This window comes from Streptomyces sp. NPDC050988 (genome assembly GCF_044456225.1).
In the GTDB taxonomy this organism is placed as follows: Bacteria; Actinomycetota; Actinomycetes; order Streptomycetales; family Streptomycetaceae; genus Streptomyces.
Map to the genome: position 1 here is coordinate 1 of NZ_JBITFQ010000033.1, position 21,335 is coordinate 21,335.

Sequence of the window (21,335 nt, forward strand, 5' to 3'; positions counted from 1 at the left end):
GGGGGGGGGGGGGGGGGGGGGGGGGGGGGGGGGGGGGGGGGGGGGGGGGGGGTGTTGGGGGGGGGGGGGGGGGGGGGGGGGGGGGGGGGGGGGGCCCCCCGCCCCCCCCGCCCGGGGGGGGGGGGGGGGCCCGATGTGGTGTGTCGGGTGCGAGTGCGTTGGGGCTGGTCGCGCAGTTCCCCGCGCCCCTGAAAAGCGGGGCTGCGCCCCTGCTTTTGTCTTTGGGGGCGCGGGGAACTGCGCGACCAGCCCACGACAACCCGCAGACGGCTTCCCGGCGGTGGGCCCCTTCAGGGGCGCGGGGAACTGCGCGAGCAACCCCCACCCACCCGCACCCGGGACATCTACCGGCGTTTGCGGAGGGCTCGGCCCAGTACCACCGCCGAGGCCAGGAGGAGGGCCGCCGCGGGGGCCGCCCAGCGGAGGGCCGCGCTGGGCCCCGCCGCCTCGGGGGCAGGCACGGGGGCGTAACGCCCCCGCGGAGGCGCGTGGTCCACCTCCTCCGCGCTGCGGCCGATCATCGTGCGCCGGGCGTGCGCCGCCTCGGCGGGAGCGTCCGACGCCGGGACCGCGTCGCCCTCGAAACCCCCCTCGAAGTCCTCCTCGGCGAACGGTTCGAGCGAGGGAGGCGGAACCTCGGCCTCGTGGATGGAAGAGGTCTCCTCGGCGGCAGGGGGCTGCTCGGCGGGCGAGGGCTCCTCGGCCGGCGGAGGCTCCGGGGCCGCCGCCTCAGGTGCGGGGGCGGACGCCTCAGGCTCGGGGGCGGACGCCTCGGACTCGGGGGCCGCCCCCGCCCCCCTCGCCTCACCGCCGGAGGCCGCCGCGTCCGGCACCGCCAACCCCTCCGCGAACCGGCTCAGCAGGCGCGTCGTCGCCGAGGTCACCGCGTCCGTCGGGAGTTCCGTGACCCGGCCGTCGGCCGACGCCGTACCGGTGAAGGTGACGGTCGAGCCACTCGGATCATCGTCCTCGCGCGAGCGCAGCGACAGGGTGAGGGCGAGCTTCACCGTGCCGCTGCCGCGGGCCTCGGTGGCGTCGGCCTCGACGGCGTACGTGCCGTCGTCCTGCGGGGAGACGGTGAGCGCCCCGCGATACGTGATGGCATGCCCGCCGACGCGTACCTTCAGGCGGCCGGAGACGGGCGGTGTCCCCGCGTCCTGCTGGAGCCCGGGCACGGCCCGGGCCACCCGCGCGGGATCGGCGAGAGCCTCGCGCAGCGACTCGACGGGAACCGGAACGAACACCTCATGCTCCATGTCGGCCGAGCCTACCCAGCACCGCCCGTACCGCACCTCTGTATGAGGGGATTCCCCCGGATCCGCCGGCAGAGCGACTCGGTCGGAGTCAGTCCGTGTCAGTCCGTGTACCTCGGATGCACCAGCGTGGACGGCGGCAGACCGGTGAGCCGGGTGCGTTCCGCCGCCCGCGCGTCTGCCCGCAGGGACGGTACGTACGGGGTGCCCGGCGGCGTACGCAGCTGCGGCCGGGCGCGGGACGCGAGGACGAACCCCCAGTCGTGCGGGGCCCGGGACCGGCTCGCCGCCGCCGAGTCGCGTCCGGCCACGGAGTACGGGACGGTCCGCAGGCCGGCCGCCCGTACCGTCGCGTCGACCGTCCAGAAGGCCCGCGGCCGCGACTCCACGGGCCCCGCGTGCACGACGAGCCGCCCGCCGCCGGCGAGGACGCCCCGGGCGAGCCCGTAGAACTCCTGCGAGTACAGCTTCGTACTGGACGTGATCCCGGGATCGGGCAGATCGGAGACCACGACGTCGTACGCGCCCCGCGGGGCCCGGCGCAGCCAGCCGAACGCGTCCGCGGCGACCACGCGCACCCTCGGATCCCCGTAGACGTGTCCGTTCAGCTCGGACAGCGCCCGGTCGGTGCGGGCCAACTCCACGAGCCGCGTGTCGAGTTCGACGACGTCGACCTGCCGTACGCCGGCGTGCCGGAGCACCTCGCGCACGGCGAGGCCGTCGCCGCCGCCGAGGACGAGCACGCGCGCGTGCGGGCCGTTCATCGCGGGGTGGACGAGGGCCTGGTGGTAGCGGTGTTCGTCGCTGCCGCTGACCCGCAGGCGTCCGTCGAGGTAGAGGTCGAGGGGGCGGCCGTCCGTGCCTCCGGTGAGGACGATCTCCTGGACTTCGGTGTGCATCGCCACGCGTACGTCCTTGCCGTACACCGCGTGCCGCGCGGCCCGCTCGAAGTCGTCCACCAGGACGGCGGCCGAGGCGAGCAGCGCGAGGACGACGAGGTTGGCGACGACCAGCAGCCAGCGGGCACGCCGGCTCAGGTCCTGCCGGAACAGGCCGAGGACGAGGGCGCCGCCCGCGATGGCGTTGACGGTTCCGGTGATCAGCGTCGCGGTCAACTGGCCCAGCAGGGGCAGGAGAAGGAAGGGAAAGGCCAGGCCGCCGACCAGCGCGCCCACGTAGTCCGCGGCGAACAGGTCCGCGACCGCGCCGCCCGCGTCCTGTCTGCGGATGCGCTGGATCAGCTCCATCAGCAGGGGGACCTCGGCGCCGATGAGCAGTCCGATGGCGAGGGAGAAGCCGACGAGGAGGTAGCTGGATCCGCCCTCCCAGGCGCCGCCCCAGTCGCCGGTCCAGGCGAAGACGGCGTACAGGGCCATCGCGCTGCAGCCGCCGACGAGCGCGAGCAGAGCCTCGACGGCGCCGAAACCGGCCGCGGCGCGGCTGCGCAGGCGCTTCGCGACGAGCGAGCCGAGGCCCATCGCGAAGACCATCACGGACAGGACGACGGAGGCCTGGGTGACCGAGTCGCCGATCAGGTACGAGGCGAGGGCGACGAGTTCGAGTTCGTACACGAGTCCGCAGGCCGCGCAGATGAAGACGCCTGCGAGGACGAGGAACCGGCCGGTGGCCGTGCTGACCGGCAGACGCGCCGGGCCCTGGCCGCTCCGGGGCGGCGGCGGGGCCGTGGCCGTGCCCGGCCGGTCCGTGGCCGTGCCGGGCTGGGCGGGGGCCGTGGCCGTGCCGGGCTGGGCGGTGGCGTGCGGCTCGATCACCCAGCGAACGGTACGTCACCGAACAACTGCGTCCTGTCACCCACACGTGTGGAAAATCGGGCCTGAACGCATACTTTGGCCAGGGCGCGTACGGGCCGTGAACGGGGTGGTTCTGTCTTTTCCGGTCGCGTTTTCGGGTGCGGGTCCGTTTGGGCTGAGCGCGCAGTTCCCCGCGCCCCTTACAGGGGCTCGCTCCGGGGCTCTGTCCGATTCTCCTGGGGTTCTCCTGGGGCCAAAGGACTACTGAACGCCGATCAGGGCTAGGGTCGAAGTCAGGTAACCACGTGCAATCCTCAGGAGTACCCACCGAATGTCTATCGACCCGTCCTCGATTCCGAACTTCGGGGGCCAGCCCGAGCCGAACCCCGGCGGACCGGCGGGCCCCGTCGTCCCTGATCAGGACCTTGTGAAGCAGCTCCTGGACCAAATGGAGCTGAAGTATGTCGTCGACGACGAGGGTGACCTCGCGGCGCCGTGGGAGCAGTTCCGCACGTATTTCATGTTCCGCGGTGAAGGTGACCAGCAGGTCTTCTCGGTGCGGACGTTCTACGACCGGCCGCACCAGATCGAGGAGAAGCCCCAGCTCCTCGAGTCGATCGACGACTGGAACCGGCGCACGCTCTGGCCGAAGGTCTACAGCCACACGCACGACGACGGCACCGTCCGCCTGATCGGCGAGGCGCAGATGCTGATCGGCACCGGCGTCAGCCTGGAGCACTTCGTGTCGTCCACGGTCAGCTGGGTGCGGGCCGCCATCGAGTTCGACAAGTGGCTCGTCGAGCAGCTCGGCCTGGAGCAGGAGATCGACGAGGCCGAGAAGCCCGAAGAGGACGAGTAGTCCTCACTCGGGCACTCGGACACTCGGGCACGAGCCCCGCGGGCCACGGCCGCGCGGCGGCTCACAGCGGCTTGTGGGCGAGCACGACGAGGTACGCCCCGTACGCGAACGAGAGCCCGGCCAGGGCGCCGACCACCAGGGTCGCGTGCCACGGTCGGGCTCTCGCCGTCCGTACGAGTGCGCAGGCCAGCGGCAGCAGCAGCGGGAACGCCGGAAGCAGGAACCGCGGCTTGCACTCGAAGAAGCCGGCGCCGCCGACCGCGACGAGCAGCAGCGCGCCCGCGTAGACCAGCAGCGGCAGGGGCGCGCGGTCGGCGATCAGCAGCCCGTACAGCAGCAGGCCGACCGCCACGATCACCATCGACATGGGGAAGACCAGCCGGTCGCCGTGGAGCAGCAGATGCTTGACGAAGCGCAGCGCGCCGAGGCCGAAGTCGAAGCGTGAGCCCCACAGCCGCTGCACCTCGAAGTACCCGCCGAGCAGATCACCCTTGCGCCGCCCCACCCACAGGAAGAACCCCGCCCACCCGAGGGGCGCGAGCGCCGCGCCCGTCCACAGCCTGTGGGAAACCTTTCCGCGCCGCCTGAGGATCTCGTACGCCGCCGCCGCGAGCACGGCCGCCGCCACGGCGAAGCCGTTGGGCCGGGCCAGCCCCGCGCAGGCCGCGAGGGCGCCCGCCCACACCCAGCGGCCGGTGAGGACGGCGTAGAGCGACCAGGCGGCGAAGGCGGTGAGGACCGGCTCCGTGTACGCCATCGAGAGCACCACGGAGTGCGGCAGCAGACCCCACAGGAGGACCAGGGCGGTGGCGACGGCACGATCGTGCAGCCGGGCCCCGATCGCGTAGATCCCGCAGGCGGCGACCGCGGCGGCCGTCCACGAGATCAGCAGGCCGGCGCCGGGGCCGCTGAGCGGGGTCAGCTCGGTGACGGCCCGCAGCAGCCCCGGGTAGAGCGGAAAGAACGCCAGGTCGCTGTGGACGACGGTGGGGCGGAAGTGCAGGCTGCGCCCGTAGCCGTCGCCGGCGATCCGCAGGTACCAGACGGAGTCCCAGGACCGGCCGAGCAGGAGCACCGGGTGCCCGCCGGTCGCCCAGGCGGTCATGGCGACGGCCGCGGCGCCCAGCAGCCGGGCGGCGGCGAACAGCCCGAGGGCGGTACCCATCGCCGCCACCGGGGACGGACGCGGACGGGAACGGCCCTCGGTGGCGGGCTCTGTGACGGTGGGGGGCGGGGGCGCGAGGGTACTTGCTTGGGTCACAACCGAAGATTGCTGGCAATTCGTATCATTTGCGAGCAACGCGCGGCTGGGAGAGTGCGAATTCCCCCGCTTCTCCGTCGTTCCGGCGCGTCATCGTGACAGCACCGGGCTCCCGCGCCCGCCTGCCCGCCGGGCTCAACCGGCGAGCGTCTTGAGGCGCTTCACCGCCTCCTCCAGGACGGGCGTCTGCTTGCAGAAGGCGAAGCGGACGAAGGGGGCCCCGGCCTCGCGGTGGTCGTAGAAGACGGCGTTCGGGATGGCGACCACGCCCGCGCGCTCGGGCAGCGCGCGGCAGAACGCGAACCCGTCGCTCTCACCGAGCGGCCGGATGTCGGTGGTGATGAAGTATGTCCCGGCCGGCCTGAACACCTCGAAGCCCGCCTCCGAGAGTCCCGCGCCGAGCAGATCCCGCTTGGCCCGCATGTCCGCGCGGAACGCCTCGAAGTACGTGTCCGGCAGCGCCAGCGCCTCGGCGACCGCGTACTGGAAGGGCCCCGAGGCCACGTACGTCAGGAACTGCTTGGCCGAGCGGACCGCCGCCACCAGGTCGGGCGCGGCCGTCACCCAGCCGACCTTCCAGCCGGTGAACGAGAAGCTCTTGCCGGCGCTCCCGATGGTGACCGTGCGCCCGCGCATCCCGGGCAGGGTCGCGAGCGGGATGTGCTCCGCCTCGTCGAAGACCAGGTGCTCGTACACCTCGTCGGTGACGACCAGCAGGTCCCGCTCGACGGCCAGCTCGGCGATCGCGGTGAGCTCCTCGCGGGTGAGGACCGTGCCTGTCGGGTTGTGCGGGGTGTTGATCAGCAGCAGCCGGGTGTTGTCCGTGACCGCGTCGCGCAGCTCGTCCAGGTCCAGCCGGAAGGCACCCTCGTGGGGGCGCAGGGTGACCGGTACGCGCGTACCGCCCGCCATCGCGATACAGGCGGCGTACGAGTCGTAGTACGGCTCCAGGGCGATCACCTCGTCGCCCGGTTCGAGGAGGGCCAGCAGGGCCGCGGCGATGGCCTCCGTGGCACCCGCCGTGACCAGGACCTCGGTGTCCGGGTCGAACGTGAGGCCGTAGCGGCGCTCCTGGTGCGCGGTGATCGCGGTACGCAGCTCGGGCACGCCCGGGCCAGGCGGGTACTGGTTGCCGCGGCCGTCGCGCAGCGCCCGTACCGCCGCCTCGCGGATCTCCTCGGGGCCGTCGGTGTCGGGGAAGCCCTGGCCGAGGTTGATCGAGCCGGTACTCAGGGCCAGGGCCGACATCTCGGCGAAGATCGTCGTGCCGAACTCTGCGAGGCGGCGGTTGAGGAGCGGGCGGCGTGCGCTGGAGGTCATGACCGTCATCCTGCGCTCAACCTCTGGAGTTGCTCAACTCTGCTTTGGTCCGTGAAGCGCGGGGGCATCCCCCCTTCACACAAGAAGCACACGCGGGAAAGCAGCAAGCAGAGCAGCAAGAGGGACAGGCAGAAACAAAGACAGAAGCACCGGCGAGAAGCAGAGCCCACGGGGGGCCGCTTCGGGGGAACGAAAGGAGGGTGGCGCCATGATCGGAGGCATCATCCTGGTGGCATTCATCGCGGTGGCCGTCTTGGCGGTCGTGTCCGGGGCGAGGAGCAGCGGCGCGAGGCGTTCGCGCCGGAACAGGCACAGCTGGTGGGCCGGCGGCTCGGGTTCGGGCTCGGGCGGGGGCGGCGGCTGTTCGACGGGGGGTTCTTCCTGCGGAGGCGGGTCGTCCTGTGGGGGCGGTGGGGGCGGATGCGGCGGAGGCAGCTGACACGGGGCAGCTGAGCTCCGGACGGGGATCCGCGTCCGGGCCGTCCGGCACCACGAGCGTCCGTCGGGAGTCGCCTCCCGACGGGCGCTTCGCCGTGTGCGGGGTCTCGTCCCCCGGCGGGCACGTCGCCGTGTGTCGGGATTCTCCGCCGGGCGGGCGCTTCGCCGTGTGAGGAGAGCCGGGCGGGTGTCGAGGAGTGTTGAGGGACGTTGAGGGGCGTTGGGAGAGCGGGGGGCGTGAAGGCGCACGTGTGAGCCAATGGCGCACTTCTTGGTTGAACAGTTGAGCTGTGGAGCCCTCGGGGGGATGGAAACCCTACGAAGTTGGGTAAAAACGCTGTGGCGGACGCGCCGTTCATGATTCCCTCGTAATCGCCGACGCAGACCCCGGAACATCCTTCTGACCTGGCCGCCCGGGCCCAATCCCCGCCTGGCGCCGACCGGGGTGCGACGGACCGACTCGCCTTCACCCCTTCACAGACACCAACCCCACTCTTTTGCGTGCAGCGGAGCCGACCCATGCTCACGACCCTCAACACCGCCTACACCGACACGCGTGCGGCCGATCTCGCCTGGGCCCTCGGTCGCGAACCGCTGCCCGCGCTCGCCACGCTCGATCTGGAACTCTCGGGCTCGAAGCTCCAGTTGAGACTGCTCGGGGCGTCCCACCAGGTGCTACTGGAGGAGGAGCGGGGCTGCTGTTCGGAGACCGTCGCCTGTATCCCGGGCAGCAGCACACCGTTGCCGCTCGGCGTCGCCAAGCGGGTGGGCGACTGGGAGTACGAGTTCGCCGCGCGCGTCGAGACGTTGTCGCGAGGCTCGTTCGCGGGGCGCGCACAGGAGTTGCTCGCGCTGGTGGCCGACCATCCGAACGGTCTGGCGGGGGTTTTCCCCGGCAGTCCGCACGCCTTCACGGCGATGCTCGCCCAGCGGTACGAGGGGCAAGTGCACTGGCGCACGTGGCATGCGTATCCGCAGGACGGGCAGCTGGTGGCTACCCGCACGCGGGTGGGTGTGCGGGTGGCTGCGCCGGCGTGAGAGGGGGTCCTGGGTCCGGTGATGATGTGCGGGCCCGGTGGGGGCTTGTCGCGCAGTTCCCCGCGCCCCTGAGGTGAGTGGGGCCGAGCGTGGTGAGTTGACCGCGGGTTGTTCTGGGCTGAGCGCGCAGTTCCCCGCGCCCCTGAAGACGAAAGACGGGCTGCGCCCCCGTCCTCCGTCTTCAGGGGGCGCAGCCCCTGCCTTTAGGGGCGCGGGGAACTGCGCGATCAGCCCCCACCGGGCCGCACACGAACTACGGCCTCCCTACAGCTCCTTGCCGGAGGCAGAGGCAGTCGCGGCCGGGCCGACGATCAGGCCCTCCCCGAACGCGTCCACACGCACCGTGTCGCCGTCGTTGACCTCGCCGGAGAGGATCTCCTTGGCGAGCCGGTCCCCGATGGCGGTCTGGACGAGCCGCCGCAACGGCCGCGCCCCGTACGCCGGGTCGTTGCCCTCGTCGGCGAGCCAGGCCAGCGCCTCGTCCGTGACCTCCAGGGTCAGCCGCCGCTCGGAAAGCCGCTTCGCCAGCCGCTCCACCTGCAGCCGGGCGATCCGTTCCAGCTCCGTCTTGTTCAGCGCGGAGAAGACCACCAGATCGTCGAGCCGGTTGAGGAACTCCGGCTTGAAGGAAGCCCGTACGACCTCCAGGACCTGCTGCTTCTTCTCCTCCTCGGACGTGAGCGGCTCGACCAGATACTGGCTGCCGAGGTTCGAGGTGAGGATCAGGATGGTGTTGCGGAAGTCGACGGTCCGCCCCTGGCCGTCCGTCAGGCGGCCGTCGTCCAGCACCTGGAGCAGGATGTCGAAGACCTCCGGGTGCGCCTTCTCCACCTCGTCGAGGAGCACGACGCTGTACGGACGGCGACGGACCGCTTCCGTGAGCTGGCCTCCCTCCTCGTAGCCGATGTAGCCGGGCGGCGCGCCGACCAGCCGGGCCACGCTGTGCTTCTCCCCGTACTCCGACATGTCGATGCGGATCATGGCCCGCTCGTCGTCGAAGAGGAAGTCCGCGAGGGCCTTGGCGAGTTCGGTCTTGCCGACGCCGGTCGGGCCGAGGAAGAGGAACGAGCCGGTCGGGCGGTCCGGGTCGGCGATGCCCGCGCGGGTGCGGCGTACGGCGTCCGAGACGGCCTGCACCGCCTCGGTCTGGCCGATGAGGCGGCGGCCCAACTCCTCCTCCATGCGCAGGAGTTTCTGCGTCTCGCCTTCGAGGAGGCGGCCGGCGGGGATGCCGGTCCAGGCGCCGACCACGTCCGCGATGTCGTCCGGTCCGACCTCCTCCTTCACCATCGTGCCCTTGGCGGCCTCCTCCTCGGCCTCGGAGGCTTCCTCCAAGTCCCTTTCCAGGGTGGGGATCTCGCCGTACAGGAGCTTGGAGGCGGTGTCGAAGTCGCCGTCGCGCTGGGCCCGTTCGGCCTGGCCGCGCAGTTCGTCGAGCTTCTCCTTCAGCTCACCGACGCGGTTGAGGGACTGCTTCTCCTTCTCCCAGCGGGCGGTGAGGCCGCGCAGCTCCTCCTCCTTGTCGGCGAGGTCGCGGCGCAGCTTCTCCAGGCGCTGCTTGGAGGCAGGGTCGGTCTCCTTGTCGAGCGCGAGCTCCTCCATGCGCAACCGGTCGACGGCCCGCTGGAGTTCGTCGATCTCGACGGGGGACGAGTCGATCTCCATCCGCAGCCGGGACGCGGACTCGTCGACGAGGTCGATGGCCTTGTCGGGCAGGAACCGGGAGGTGATGTACCGGTCGGAGAGGGTCGCGGCGGCGACGAGCGCGCTGTCCGCGATGACGACCTTGTGGTGGGCCTCGTACCGGCCCTTGAGTCCGCGCAGGATCGCGATGGTGTCCTCGACGGTCGGCTCGGCGACCAGCACCTGCTGGAAGCGGCGTTCGAGGGCGGGGTCCTTCTCGATCCGCTCGCGGTACTCGTCCAGGGTCGTCGCCCCGACCATGCGCAGCTCACCGCGGGCGAGCATCGGCTTCAGCATGTTGCCGGCGTCCATGGAGGAGTCGCCGCCGGCGCCCGCGCCCACGACGGTGTGCAGCTCGTCGATGAACGTGATGATCTGGCCGTCCGAGTCCTTGATCTCGGCCAGCACCGTCTTCAGGCGCTCCTCGAACTCACCGCGGTACTTGGCGCCGGCCACCATCGCGCCCAGGTCGAGCGAGACGAGCCGCTTGTTCTTGAGCGACTCGGGCACATCGCCCTTGACGATCCGCTGCGCGAGCCCCTCGACGACGGCGGTCTTGCCGACGCCGGGCTCGCCGATGAGGACGGGATTGTTCTTGGTGCGGCGGCTGAGCACCTGCACGACCCGGCGAATCTCCTGGTCACGGCCGATGACGGGGTCGAGCTTGCCCTCACGCGCGGCCGCGGTGAAGTCCGTACCGAACTTTTCGAGTGCCTTGTACTGGCCCTCGGGATCCGGGGTGGTCACCCGGCGCCCTCCCCTGCTCTTCTGAAAGGCCTCAAGCAGCTTTTTCGCACTGGCCCCCTGCTGGGAGAGTACGTCCCCGCTCTGGCCGCCCTTCGCCGCGATCCCCATGAGCAGGTGCTCGGTGGAGAGGTACTCGTCTCCCAGCTCCTTCGCTCGCTCGGAGGCGTCGGCGATGACGGCGAGCAGCTCACGGTTGGGCTGCGGCGGGGCGACGGTGGAGCCCGTCACGCTGGGCAACGCGCTCAGTACGCGCTCCGCGCCGGTCCGTACGGCGGCCTGGTCCGCCTCGACGGCGGCCAGCAGGTCGGTGATGTTCTCGTTCTCCTGCCCCTCAAGCAGCGCGAGGAGCAGATGCGCGGGGGTGAGATCGGCGTGACCCCCGGTCACGGCCCGGTTGCTGGCCGCGTTGATCGCGTCCCGGCTCCTGTTGGTCAGCTCGGCGTCCACGTGTCCGTTCTCCTCCTCGTGCTCCGGCACATACGTGCTCCGGGTTGGCTGACCCAACCAACGTACACAAAGTTGAGTCTATTCCACTCAAGAAGGTGCGGGCGAGGTTCAGCGGATAGGTTCCGGTCCATGGCCTCGTACCCCGTGAACCCGCACGATCCCGACGACTCGTACCTCGGTTTCTGGCGGGAACGTCACGTGTGCACCCTGACCACCCTCCGTCCCGACGGCACGCCGCATGTGGTGCCCGTCGGGGTTACATACGATCCGGAGGCCGGTCTCGCTCGGGTGATCGCGAACAAGTCCAGCACGAAGGTCCGGAACGTGCAGGCCGGCGGGCCCGACGGCGTCCCGGTCGCGGTCTGCCAGGTGGACGGGCGACGGTGGGCGACGCTGGAGGGGCGCGCGACGGTCTCCACGGATCCGGCGCGGGTCGCGGAGGCGGTGCGGCGGTACGCCGAGCGCTACGGCCGGACGCCGTCCCCCAACCCGTCCCGGGTGGTCGTCGAGATCGCGCTGACGTCGGCGATGGGGCATGGGTGACGGGGGACCGGCGCGGGGCGGGCGCCCGACGGGGCACCGGTCAGACACCGGGCCAGACACCAAGTCAGGTACCGACTCAGGCACCAAGTCAGGTACCAGACTGATTTCAGCCCTTGTGGAACCGGTGGATGCCCTGAAATATGCCTGGAAACTACAGCGGCGTCACCGTGTTCAGGTCACGGTGACGCCGCTGCGGGGGGAAGCGCCTGAGCGATTTACAACGACGGGGGAATCGCGTCAGGCACTGCGGGGGGTGGCTGAGATGGCTCGTACGTCCGGGGCTTCCGGCTCGGCCAGCCGGTGGTCGCGCTGGTCGAGGTTCACAAAGATCATTCCGTACCGAATGGCGCACCGTACCGGCTGCGGCGCCCCCCGAGGCCGTCGCAGACACCGGTACGCCCGCAGGTCGTCGTCGTCGTCCCGGGTCACCACGACCGGCTCCCCGAACACCGTCACCATCAACGAGTCACCGCTGTGGGGGACAGCCGTGGCCAGGTCGATGAAGTGCCAGCCGGAGCGGTACGCGGTGGCCATTTCTCGGCGGAAGGAGCGGTCGTCGGGTGGGGTGGTCATGCTTCTGCGTCCACCGGAGCGGAGTCCCAGCCGCTGTCCACCGGAACGGCCAGAGTCACCGGGTCCGCCGCCTGGATGATGTCCCATCCGCTGTCGGGCGGCGGGTCGGCCTGTCCTGCACCGCCAAGAGCGCCAACGGCCACTGGAACGGAGAAGACAGCGGCAAGTACTGAACCAAGCAATCTCGCGCGCATAGTCGGCTTCGTCCTCACTTGATCGAATCTTCTCCCCCGTCGTGACAAGACGATGGCTCATTCAGGCACGTCAATGCCACAGGAGCGATGCATCATGTTCCTGCACGTTCAGGACCCTGGGGGGTGGAGAAATGACAACAAACAACTCAAACCCGACACATCCCCATGCTGTCACTGAGTTGTGCACCGAAGGAGCGCGGCTTTACGCCAGCGCTCTGCGCTCCGGAAAGATCACTCGCGGGGAGGTGGAAGCCGCTCCGTGCCTGCTCGAATTCGCCCTGCTGCATCCTGATCCGGACGACGCGAACTGGCTGCGTCCGGTTCCGCCCACCGTCGCGCTCGCGCAGCGACTGCACCCGCTGGAGCGCGAGATCCAGCAGCACAGGCGCCACACGATCGAGCTGACCGACGCCTTCGACCCGTTCATCGCCATCAGCACCCAGAGTCAGGCGAGCATCCACGCCATCACGGTGCTGGAAGGGTTCGACCGGATCAACACGGCGCTGAACTACGCCACCGCCGAGTGCCATACCGAGATGCTCACCGTCCAGCCGGGCGGCGGCCGGCATGCCGACACCCTGATGCAGGCCCTGGAGCGCGACAGGCCCCTCACCGACCGCGGCGTCCGGATGCGCACGCTGTACCAGCACACGGCCCGCCACAGCCAGAGCACACTTGCCTACATAGAGCACATATCCGACGGTAAGATCCAGGTCCGCACGCTGGAAGAGCTCATAGAGCGTCTGATCATCTTCGACCGGACCGTGGCCTTCATCCCCGCCAGCGACGACCGGCGGGTCGCTCTCGAACTCCGGCACCCCGGACTCGTGATGTACCTCAGCAAGGTGTTCGAACAGCTCTGGCAGCGCGCGGTCCCGCTGACCGAGGATGTCCCGAACGACGTCGACCCCAATGGCATCACCCCTGTCCAGCGCTCCATCGCCAAACTCCTCATCGAGGGGCATGTCGACGAGGCCATCGCCCGCCGCCTGGGTATGAACGTCCGCACCTGCCGCGCCCACATCGCGAAGCTGGCCTCCGCCCTCGGCAGCGGCAGCCGGGCCCAACTCGGATTCCTCATAGCGCAGTCGGGGCTCCTGGAGCGGGATCACTGACATGTCCGCCAGAGAGAGCCCCAACCTCCACGCGCACGGAGACGAGGAGCTGTGCGAAGCAGGCATGGGTCTGTACGCCCGTGCCCTGCGCGAGGGCAGTGTGCCCGGAGTCGATGGCGAAGCCGCTCCCTGCTTGCTCGACCTCGGTCTGTTGCACCCCGCCATGGACGACGAGCAGCGCCTGGTGCCCACGGCACCGACCGTCGCGCTGCCCAGGCTCCTTCGGGCGTTCGACGAGCGGATCGTGGAGGAACGCCGACGGGAGGTTCGGCTGGCCGAAGCGTTCGAACCACTGATGCGGATCGAGGGCGGCCTTCCGGCCCTACCGGACACCCCCACGATCAGGTTCCTCCGTGGCAAGGGACAGATCGACCTGGCCATCACGGAGGCCCTGGCCGACGCGAGCGAGGAGCTGCTCGCGATCCAGCCACACAACGGCCTGGCCGCCAAAACCCTGGGCGCCGCCCTGGAACGCGACCAGGCACTCCTGGATCGGGGCGCCCGCATCCGCACCCTCTACCAGCACCCGGTCCGCCATACGCCTCCGGTGATCGCCCGCTACGAGCTGCTCCGGGGCGATGTCGAAGCGCGCACCCTCGACGAAGTGACCGAACGGCTACTGGTCATCGACCGCGCTGTGGCGTTCGTAGCGGCGAGCAAGGACCGTACGGCCGCGCTGGAAGTCCGCACGCCGGCCCTGCTCACCTTCTTCGTCACCACCTTCGACCGCCTCTGGCGCCTGGCCACCCCCATGCACCCCGAAGCCGTACACCGCCCATCCCTCAACGGCATCACCCCCCGCCAGCACGCCATCGCCGCCCTCCTCGTCGAAGGTCACACCGACGCGGCCATCGCGGACCGGCTCGGACTGAACATCCGTACCGCCCGCGTCCACATCGCCAAACTCGCCGCCACCCTCGGCAGCGAGAGCCGTGCCCAGCTCGGCTATCTCATCGGTCGGTCGGGGATTCTGGAACCCCGGGACCGGGAGCCGTGAGGGGCTGGAGTTCCGGGTCGCGGGGTGGGCCGTCGAGGCCCGCCTGGGCTATGCGGACGCCGAGTTGGGTGCGGCTGGCGGCGCCAAGCGTCTCCGAGAGGCGGGCTATGTGGGCGCGGCAGGTGCGGACGCTGATGCCGAGGCGTTCGGCGACGACCGCGTCCTGGTGGCCCTCCGCCAGCAGCGCCGCGATGGAGCGCTCGCGGTGCGTGATGCCCTCGATGCCCGTGTCCGGGAGGGGCGCGGTGAGGGGGATCGCCAGGCGCCAGAGCCGTTCGAAGACGGTGACCAGGTAGTCCACCAGCGCCGGGTGACGCAGTTCGAGGGCGATCGTGCGGTCGGAGCTCGCGGGGATGAAGGCGACCGTGCGGTCGAAGACGATGAGCCGCTCGGTGACCTCGTCCAGGGTGCGGGCCTCGGCCGAGTCGCCCATCAGCTCCATGTAGTTGAGCAGGCCCTGCCCGTGCCGGGCCACATGCGTGTACAGGTCGCGCATGCGCACGCCCCGTCGGCGCAGCGCCATCGCGCGGTGCAGGCCCTCGGAGAGTTCGTCCTCGCGGCGGATGCCGCCCGGCTGGACGGCCAGCACCTCGGACGCGCACGCCTCGGTCGCCTCGTCCATCGCGGCACGGATCCGGGGCAGTCCGTCGAGCACCCGGATCGCCACGCCCTCGGCGCGCGAGTGGGCGTTGCCGCCGAGGGCCGCGTACCACTCGAAGGCGGAGACCGCCGAGCCCATGCGCGACTGCGTCGCGACGACGTGCTCGTGCATCTCCCGCAGCAGCCGTGTCATGACCTCCTGCGGCGAGGTCGGCACCAGCCAGCCCATGTCGTCGGGGTCGGGATGCAGCAGCGCCAGCTCGACCAGGCAGGGCACGGTCTCGGCGTCCACACGGGACACCCGGCCGCGTCGCACCGCCCGGGAGTACACCCGGTCCCCCGCCTCGCACAGGCGGTCAGCACCGTGCGGATGCGCTTCCTTCCCGTGCCCGGCCATCTCCTCAACCCCCGGTTCAAGCCTCTTCCGGAGCGCAACTATGCGCGGCTGCCACCGCCTCCGCAACATGGCTTCGCCGCATCCCTGCCCCTTATCGGCACAGTAAATGGGTATTTGTCACCACCACAGCATGGCTCGTTGCAACAAGCTGATGGCGGTCGCGAATCGGACGGTGCGGCGCATGTGCGACGCATGAGGACGGTGAGCAAACGCGCGACCCGCGTGAGCTGCCGGAAATAACCGAGTGATCGGCGCGTTACGAACCACACTTAACGTCAGGCCATGGCGGACATATTTGACGCGTACGCGTTGGCCGACGCGTGGGACGAGATGTTTGAGCGGCCGGGTGAGGTCAGGGCCGCCTATGAGCCGGTGCTGGCGGCACTCCAACCGATGGAACCGGCCGAACTTCGGTTCAGGGCCGATCAGATGGCCCGGTCGTTCACGGACCGGGGCGTGACGTACGCGTTCGCGGGTGAGGAGCGGCCCTGGCCGCTGGACCTCGTGCCACGGGTGCTGGACGCGCTGGAATGGGATCTCATTCAGCGAGGCGTTTCTCAACGGGTCAGGGCGCTTGAGGCCTACCTCGCCGACGCGTACGGGCCGTGCCGGGCCTTCGAGGACGGGGTCGTGCCCTGGCGGCTCCTCCTCAACTCCCCCCATTTCCACCGGGCGGCGCACGGTGTGGAGCCTCCGGGCGGGGTACGCATCCACGTCGCCGGCATCGATCTCGTACGGGACGAGGACGGCGACTTCCGGGTCCTGGAGGACAACGTCCGGGTGCCGTCCGGGGTCTCGTACGTCATCGAGAACCGGCGGGCGATGACCCGGATCTTCCCCTCGCTCTTCGCCGAGCAGCATGTGCTGCCGGTCGACGGGTACGGGCAGCGGCTGCTCGCGGCGCTGCGGGCGGCGGCGCCCGACGGGGTCGGCGACCCGCGCGTCGTCGTGCTCACCCCCGGTCCCAGTAATGCCGCCTACTTCGAACACGCCCTGCTGGCACGGCTGATGGGCGTGCAGCTGGTCGAGGGGCACGATCTGGTCTGCCGGGGGAACCGGGTGTGGATGCGGACCACGCGCGGCGAGATGCCGGTCCATGTCGTATACCGGCGGCTCGACGACGACTTCCTCGATCCGCTGCACTTCCGGCCCGACTCGGTGATCGGCTGCCCCGGCATCATGAACGCCGCCCAGGCCGGGAACATCACACTCGCGAACGCGGTGGGCAACGGCATCGCGGACGACAAGCTCCTCTACACGTACGTTCCCGATCTCATCCGGTACTACCTGTCCGAGGAGCCGGTGCTCCCCAACGTCGAATCGTTCCGCCCCGACGAGCCGGGACAGTTGGAGGCGGTCCTCGACCAGCTCGACCAGCTCGTCGTGAAGCCGGTCGACGGGGCCGGCGGGCAGGGCATCGTGATCGGGCCGCACGCGGACCGGGACACGCTGGATCGCGTACGCAAAGAGGTCCTCGCCGATCCTCGGGGGTGGATCGCGCAGCGGCCGGTGGCCCTGTCCACCTCCCCGACCCTCGCGGGCGAGCGGATGGCTCCGCGCCACATCGATCTTCGGCCGTTCGCCGTGAACGACGGCAGCGATGTGTGGGTGCTCCCCGGCGGGCTCACCCGGGTCGCGCTCCAGGAGGGCAACCTCATCGTCAACTCCAGCCAGGGCGGCGGCTCCAAGGACACCTGGGTGCTCGCGGAGGGTCCCGCGGAGGGCCCGGCGGCGGAGCCCTCCGGCCCCCTGCCCGAGGTCGTCCCGCGTCAGCTCGGCCCCGACGGCGACCACCTCGTCCCGCAGGAAGGGGCGCAGCAGCAATGACGGCCACACATGGAGTGCCCGCACAAGCAGCACAGGTAGCACAAGCAGCTCGAACAGCTCAGGCAGCACATGCAACTCAAGCCGCTCAAGCAGCTCAAGGAGCAGGAGGTACGGCCGTGAACGACGTGATCCTCTCCCGCATCGCCGAGGCACTGACCTGGACGGGCCGCTATGTCGAACGGGCCGACGCCACCGGCCGCATCCTCGACGCGTATCTGCACCGGCTCCTCGAAGACCCCTGGCGGGACGAGGACGTGGCCTGCCGCTCGCTGTACGCGATCCTCGGCGTCGACGCCGGCACCGACGCCGTGGACATGCAACAGGTCCTGGACCAGCTGGCCTTCGACGCCCGCTCGACCTGCTCCATCGAGGGCGCGCTGGGCGCCGCCCGGCTGAACGCGCGCAGCGCCCGCGAGGCCGTCTCCTCCGAGATGTGGGAGTGCCTCAACTCCACCTGGCACGCCCTCGCCGACCAGCGTCTGGCGGCCCGCCGCACCGGTCCGTACGCCTATCTGGAGCTGGTCCGCAGGCGAGCCGCGCTCTTCTTCGGGCTCGCCGACTCGACGATGAGCCGGGACGACAGCTGGCGTTTCGTGGTGCTCGGCAGGAGCCTGGAGCGGGTGGACATGACCGTACGGCTGCTGTCCGTACGGGTGTTGGACGCGGCCCACGCGCCCGACTGGCCGACGCTGCTCAGCGCGAGCGGGGCGGACGAGGCGTACGCGCGGGTGTACGGCGGTTTCGGGGACACCGCCCGGGTGGCCGAATTCCTCATCATGGACCGGGAGTTCCCGCGTTCGGTGCTGCACGCGCTGACCACGGCGGAGGAGTGCCTGGCGGCGCTCGGCCGCCCGCGCCAGGACCCGGCGCGCCGCCCGATCGGCAGGATGCGCACCCGCCTCGAATACCTGGACTCGACGGCCCTGGAGGATGTACTCCCCTCCCTCCTACGGGAGTTGCAGACGTCCTGCATGGCCTCCGCCGAGGCGGTCGCGGAGAAGTTCTTCCCGTACCAGGGGCCCGTCGAGTGGGCCCAGGAAGGAGCGTGAGCATGAACGCCAACACGAGCGCCAACGGGAACACGCCGATGACCCGGCGGCTCCGTATCCGGCACATCACCCGCGTCTCGTACGCGCAGGCCGCGGTCCGCTCCCACAACGAGGTCCGGATGACCCCGCTGACGCTGCCGGGCCAGACGACCCTGGACGCCCGCGTCCTGGTCAACCCGTCCACACCGACCTGGTCGTACTGGGACTACTGGGGCACCCAGGTCACCGGCTTCGACCTGATGGAGCCGCACGAGGATCTGACGATCACGGCGGTGAGCCTGGTGGAGACGGCACCGCCGGCCGACCTGTCACCGGCCCCGACCTGGACGGAGGTGGCCGAACGGGTGGCCAACTCCCGCCTGTTGGAACACTCGGTCCAGACGTCCCGTACGGCCGTCCCCGAGGAGCTGGTCGAGCGGGCCCGCACGGCGGCCGCGGGCCTGGACCCGCACGAGACGGCGGTCGCGGTCTCGGACCTGGTCGCCGACCGGGTCTCGTACATCCCGGGCTCCACCGGCGTGAACACCAGCGCCGCCGAGGCCTGGGATCAGGGCGCGGGCGTCTGCCAGGACATAGCCCACCTGACGGCCGGGCTCCTGCGGGCCCTCGGCCTGCCGACCCGCTATGTGTCCGGCTATCTGCACCCCGAGCGGGACGCGGAACTGCACCGCCCCGTAGCCGGCCAGAGCCACGCCTGGGTCGAGTACTGGGCGGGCGACTGGACCGGCCACGACCCCACCAACCGCACCCGCGCCAACGAGTCCCACGTCGTGGTCGGCCGAGGCCGCGACTACGACGACGTGACCCCGCACAAGGGCATCTACCGAGGGGTCGCCGGGGGCCCGCCGGAGGTGACGGTGGAGTTCACGCGGGTGGCGTGAGCTGCCGGGCCCCCGTGGGCCAGCAGGTTCAGGGGTTTTTCCACAGATGTGGGAAAACCCCTGGACCATCCCGGTTACGCGCGTCGACCACGCACCGGCCAAGGTGCTACTTGATGCCGAGGGAGTCGCAGGCCGTCTTGTACTTGGCCGTGCAGATCTGGTCGGCGGTGTAGATGCCGTCCCGGAGGACCGTCGACTTGATGGTGTCCTTGGTCAGGGCGGAGACCTGGAGGAGGTTGGCCGGGATGTTCTTATTCGTGGGGCTGGTGGCCTTGTCGGGGGTCAGCGAGTCGAACTCGATGCCGAAGCCGCGGACGACGGCCACGGCCATCTCGGCGGCGGTCTCGGCCTCCTGCGGGTAGGGCTTGTAGACGCTCATGAACTGGTCGCCGATGACGACGCGCTGCACCGCGTCCAGCTCCGCGTCCTGGCCTGTGATCGGCGGCAGCGAGGTGACCCCGGCCGCCTTCAGGGCGGAGATGATGCCGCCGGCCATGCCGTCGTTGGCGGAGTACACCCCGGCGATGTTGTCGGCGCCGATGGCGGAGATCGCGGCCATCATGTTGGCCCGGGCGTTGGCGGGCTTCCATTCCTTGGTGTCGTACGACTTGGCGATGGTCACCTTGCCGCTCAGCTCGCCGAGGGCGCCGTCCTTGAACTGGGCGGCGTTCGGGTCGGTCACCGCGCCGTTCATCATGACGATCTTCTGCGACTTGCCGCCGTCGAGCTCGTCGACGAGGGCCCGGCCCTGCACCTGGCCGACCGCCTCGTTGTCGAACGAGACGTACGCGTCGATCGGCCCCTCGGCCAGCCTGTCGTACGCGATGACGGGAATCCCCGCCTCCTTGGCCTTCTTCACCCCGGAGGCGATGTCCTTGGAGTCCACCGCGTCCACGAGGAGTACGTCGACCTTGTCGGCCACCATCTGCGCGAGCTGCCTGTTCTGCTCGGCGGCGTCCTGCTCGGCGTTCGCGTAGACGACCTTCCCCTTGCCGTCGGTCAGTGTCTCGACCTTCTCCTTGATGATCGGGTAGTCGAACTTCTCGTAGCGCGAGTTCGACTTCTCCGGCAGCAGCAGCCCCACCGTGATGTCGTCGCCCTTGGTCGGGCTCGCTTCGTCGCCGTCGCTGCTCCCGTCCAGTGCTCCGCATGCGGCGAGCATGAGGGTCATCGTGGAAGCCGAGACGGCTACGGCGGTACGACGTATGGCGCTGTTCACTTTCGGGTGCCTTCCGGACGAGGGCGCAACCATGCGGGCCCAGGTGACAAAAGCCAACGTCGGGGTTCCCGGTGCGTCAAGGAGTAACTGCTAACGAGATCGCAACAGAAACCTGTGGAGAGACCGGGGTGATGTAGGGGAAATCCGTCGGGCAGGGGTACACCTGCTTGTCGCACGAGGGGGTCGAGGGTGGGTCGGACCTGGGCGGAAACGTCCAGAACACCACGTCCGGGTCAGTGCGGGCACCTGTTCGGCCGCGTACGGCTTGCGGTGGCGCGGCTCTCGGAAGTTGCTGGGAGGAGGTGCCGGGAGCAGTTGCCGGAACCAGGCAGCTCGTCCCGCTCGTGTCCCACTTCACTCTGGAGTCCCCATGCGCACGCTCTCCCGATGCCTCATACCGCTTCTGGCGGCCGGCTGCCTGGCCGTGACGGCCGGTACGCCCGCGGTGGCCGCGGCGGCCTCGACGGTCGACGCGGGTGCCGGTTCCGGTGCCGTGGCGCCGGCCGCGCCCCTGCCCGTACCCGAGCCCGCCCCCGACCCGTGCGCCGTCAACTGGCCCGCGCTCGCCGGGCTCACCGGCACCAGCACGCTCCGCGAGGCGATCGTCGCCTGCGTCGAGAGCTACACGGAACGCGACCTCGACAGCTGGCTCCAGGCCCCGCCGAAGCCGCCCGTGGAGCAGATGGCGCAGGCAGTCCAGACGGCGCCGCTGGAGACGAAGGAGCAGGCCGTCACCGCCGTGGAGGACTGGGCCGGCGCCGACGCCGCCGACGCCGCCGACTGGGACGACGATCTGGCCTGCGACCTCGCCGAGATCTTCGACGAGCCGACGGTGTGCCGCCCGGCCCCTGCCAATCCGGCTCCCTGACAAAGGGGTTCACGGCAAAGGGGTTCACGGCAAGGGTTCAAAGGGGTTCGTGCATCACGGGGGGGGTGAGCGGTGTTTCCCGCCGGAGAAACGCCCACCCCCATCAGCCCCCACCCAGCCCGTCCGGCGTTTGAGGACGAGGCCGCAGGCCGATTTGGGGCCCCCCCCCCCCCCCCCCCCCCCCCCCCCCCCCCCCCCCGGGGGGGGGGGGGGGCCCCGCCTCGCGTTCCCGCCCCCGGCCGTCGACCCGCCGCGTCTTGTTCGCCTTGCCCCTC

17 protein-coding genes are annotated in these 21,335 nt (G+C 70.6%); 9 read left to right on the forward strand and 8 right to left on the reverse strand.

Translation table 11 applies throughout. From position 1 onward, the window contains the following. Positions 1-344 precede the first annotated feature (344 nt). Together ACIBEI_RS41045 and ACIBEI_RS41050 are read right to left on the reverse strand one after the other, a co-directional pair. Positions 345-1,256 carry a carbon monoxide dehydrogenase gene (locus ACIBEI_RS41045; protein ID WP_398895863.1) on the reverse strand — a complete coding sequence of 304 codons (912 nt, stop codon included), beginning with the start codon at positions 1,254-1,256 and terminating at the stop codon, positions 345-347. Between the two features lie 98 nt (positions 1,257-1,354). Beyond that, positions 1,355-3,025 carry a polyamine aminopropyltransferase gene (locus ACIBEI_RS41050; RefSeq protein ID WP_398895864.1) on the reverse strand — a complete coding sequence of 557 codons (1,671 nt, stop codon included), beginning with the start codon at positions 3,023-3,025 and terminating at the stop codon, positions 1,355-1,357. Positions 3,026-3,335: 310 nt separating this feature from the next. Between ACIBEI_RS41050 and ACIBEI_RS41055 the strand changes: the two genes are divergently transcribed. Further along, positions 3,336-3,863, forward strand: coding sequence for a YbjN domain-containing protein (locus ACIBEI_RS41055; RefSeq protein WP_266499939.1), 528 nt, complete (start codon positions 3,336-3,338; stop codon positions 3,861-3,863). Positions 3,864-3,924: 61 nt separating this feature from the next. Here the strand turns inward: ACIBEI_RS41055 and ACIBEI_RS41060 are convergent, their stop codons facing one another. Then, positions 3,925-5,124 (reverse strand): hypothetical protein, encoded by a 1,200-nt coding sequence (locus tag ACIBEI_RS41060; protein WP_398895865.1) that lies wholly within the window; start codon positions 5,122-5,124, stop codon positions 3,925-3,927. A gap of 135 nt (positions 5,125-5,259) precedes the next feature. Further along, entirely contained in the window at positions 5,260-6,453 is a 1,194-nt protein-coding gene (locus ACIBEI_RS41065; protein WP_398895866.1) for a pyridoxal phosphate-dependent aminotransferase, read from the reverse strand. A 948-nt stretch (positions 6,454-7,401) separates the two neighbouring features. On the opposite strand from ACIBEI_RS41065, the gene ACIBEI_RS41070 reads away from it, so the two are divergent. Beyond that, the gene (locus ACIBEI_RS41070) at positions 7,402-7,920 is read left to right on the forward strand and encodes a DUF2617 family protein (RefSeq protein ID WP_398895867.1); all 519 of its coding nucleotides are present in this window, start codon (positions 7,402-7,404) and stop codon (positions 7,918-7,920) included. A gap of 264 nt (positions 7,921-8,184) precedes the next feature. On the opposite strand, the gene clpB is transcribed toward ACIBEI_RS41070, so the two are convergent. Beyond that, complete coding sequence (gene clpB, locus ACIBEI_RS41075) at positions 8,185-10,797, reverse strand: ATP-dependent chaperone ClpB (protein WP_398895996.1); 2,613 nt, start codon at positions 10,795-10,797, stop codon at positions 8,185-8,187. A gap of 129 nt (positions 10,798-10,926) precedes the next feature. Between clpB and ACIBEI_RS41080 the strand changes: the two genes are divergently transcribed. Next, positions 10,927-11,340: a pyridoxamine 5'-phosphate oxidase family protein gene (locus ACIBEI_RS41080; protein ID WP_398895868.1), complete on the forward strand. Its 414-nt coding sequence runs from the start codon at positions 10,927-10,929 to the stop codon at positions 11,338-11,340. Positions 11,341-11,577: 237 nt separating this feature from the next. Here ACIBEI_RS41080 and ACIBEI_RS41085 read toward each other — a convergent pair whose 3' ends face one another. Continuing rightward, complete coding sequence (locus ACIBEI_RS41085) at positions 11,578-11,913, reverse strand: hypothetical protein (RefSeq protein WP_398895870.1); 336 nt, start codon at positions 11,911-11,913, stop codon at positions 11,578-11,580. A gap of 325 nt (positions 11,914-12,238) precedes the next feature. Between ACIBEI_RS41085 and ACIBEI_RS41090 the strand changes: the two genes are divergently transcribed. Together ACIBEI_RS41090 and ACIBEI_RS41095 are read left to right on the forward strand one after the other, a co-directional pair. Then, entirely contained in the window at positions 12,239-13,222 is a 984-nt protein-coding gene (locus tag ACIBEI_RS41090) for a helix-turn-helix transcriptional regulator (protein WP_398895871.1), read from the forward strand. Between the two features lies 1 nt (position 13,223). After that, the gene (locus tag ACIBEI_RS41095; protein WP_398895872.1) at positions 13,224-14,219 is read left to right on the forward strand and encodes a LuxR C-terminal-related transcriptional regulator; all 996 of its coding nucleotides are present in this window, start codon (positions 13,224-13,226) and stop codon (positions 14,217-14,219) included. Here ACIBEI_RS41095 and ACIBEI_RS41100 read toward each other — a convergent pair. Then, a complete protein-coding gene (locus ACIBEI_RS41100; RefSeq protein WP_398895874.1) occupies positions 14,173-15,216 on the reverse strand; it encodes a LuxR C-terminal-related transcriptional regulator in 1,044 nt (347 codons plus the stop codon). The two genes, ACIBEI_RS41095 and ACIBEI_RS41100, sit on opposite strands and share 47 nt — an antisense overlap. A gap of 282 nt (positions 15,217-15,498) precedes the next feature. On the opposite strand from ACIBEI_RS41100, the gene ACIBEI_RS41105 reads away from it, so the two are divergent. The 3 genes from ACIBEI_RS41105 to ACIBEI_RS41115 all read left to right on the forward strand — a co-directional run bounded on the left by ACIBEI_RS41105 (position 15,499) and on the right by ACIBEI_RS41115 (position 18,973). Continuing rightward, a complete protein-coding gene (locus tag ACIBEI_RS41105) occupies positions 15,499-17,043 on the forward strand; it encodes a circularly permuted type 2 ATP-grasp protein (RefSeq protein ID WP_398895875.1) in 1,545 nt (514 codons plus the stop codon). A gap of 116 nt (positions 17,044-17,159) precedes the next feature. Next, positions 17,160-18,092 (forward strand): alpha-E domain-containing protein, encoded by a 933-nt coding sequence (locus tag ACIBEI_RS41110; RefSeq protein ID WP_398895877.1) that lies wholly within the window; start codon positions 17,160-17,162, stop codon positions 18,090-18,092. Between the two features lie 38 nt (positions 18,093-18,130). Beyond that, positions 18,131-18,973 carry a transglutaminase domain-containing protein gene (locus ACIBEI_RS41115; protein ID WP_398895997.1) on the forward strand — a complete coding sequence of 281 codons (843 nt, stop codon included), beginning with the start codon at positions 18,131-18,133 and terminating at the stop codon, positions 18,971-18,973. Between the two features lie 106 nt (positions 18,974-19,079). Here ACIBEI_RS41115 and ACIBEI_RS41120 read toward each other — a convergent pair whose 3' ends face one another. After that, a complete protein-coding gene (locus ACIBEI_RS41120; RefSeq protein WP_398895878.1) occupies positions 19,080-20,225 on the reverse strand; it encodes a sugar ABC transporter substrate-binding protein in 1,146 nt (381 codons plus the stop codon). A gap of 337 nt (positions 20,226-20,562) precedes the next feature. On the opposite strand from ACIBEI_RS41120, the gene ACIBEI_RS41125 reads away from it, so the two are divergent. Next, positions 20,563-21,060, forward strand: coding sequence for a hypothetical protein (locus ACIBEI_RS41125; protein WP_398895879.1), 498 nt, complete (start codon positions 20,563-20,565; stop codon positions 21,058-21,060). The last annotated feature ends 275 nt before the right edge of the window (positions 21,061-21,335 follow it).

Bases quoted from the DNA above. Each gene is read 5' to 3' on its own strand.
- ACIBEI_RS41085 (WP_398895870.1), bottom strand. From the start codon at position 11,913: ATGACCACCCCACCCGACGACCGCTCCTTCCGCCGAGAAATGGCCACC.
- ACIBEI_RS41065 (WP_398895866.1), bottom strand. From the start codon at position 6,453: ATGACGGTCATGACCTCCAGCGCACGCCGCCCGCTCCTCAACCGCCGC.
- ACIBEI_RS41090 (WP_398895871.1), top strand. From the start codon at position 12,239: ATGACAACAAACAACTCAAACCCGACACATCCCCATGCTGTCACTGAG.
- ACIBEI_RS41100 (WP_398895874.1), bottom strand. From the start codon at position 15,216: ATGGCCGGGCACGGGAAGGAAGCGCATCCGCACGGTGCTGACCGCCTG.
- ACIBEI_RS41070 (WP_398895867.1), top strand. From the start codon at position 7,402: ATGCTCACGACCCTCAACACCGCCTACACCGACACGCGTGCGGCCGAT.
- ACIBEI_RS41095 (WP_398895872.1), top strand. From the start codon at position 13,224: ATGTCCGCCAGAGAGAGCCCCAACCTCCACGCGCACGGAGACGAGGAG.
- ACIBEI_RS41115 (WP_398895997.1), top strand. From the start codon at position 18,131: ATGACCCGGCGGCTCCGTATCCGGCACATCACCCGCGTCTCGTACGCG.
- ACIBEI_RS41055 (WP_266499939.1), top strand. From the start codon at position 3,336: ATGTCTATCGACCCGTCCTCGATTCCGAACTTCGGGGGCCAGCCCGAG.
- ACIBEI_RS41105 (WP_398895875.1), top strand. From the start codon at position 15,499: ATGGCGGACATATTTGACGCGTACGCGTTGGCCGACGCGTGGGACGAG.
- ACIBEI_RS41045 (WP_398895863.1), bottom strand. From the start codon at position 1,256: ATGGAGCATGAGGTGTTCGTTCCGGTTCCCGTCGAGTCGCTGCGCGAG.
- ACIBEI_RS41120 (WP_398895878.1), bottom strand. From the start codon at position 20,225: ATGGTTGCGCCCTCGTCCGGAAGGCACCCGAAAGTGAACAGCGCCATA.
- ACIBEI_RS41080 (WP_398895868.1), top strand. From the start codon at position 10,927: ATGGCCTCGTACCCCGTGAACCCGCACGATCCCGACGACTCGTACCTC.
- ACIBEI_RS41125 (WP_398895879.1), top strand. From the start codon at position 20,563: ATGCGCACGCTCTCCCGATGCCTCATACCGCTTCTGGCGGCCGGCTGC.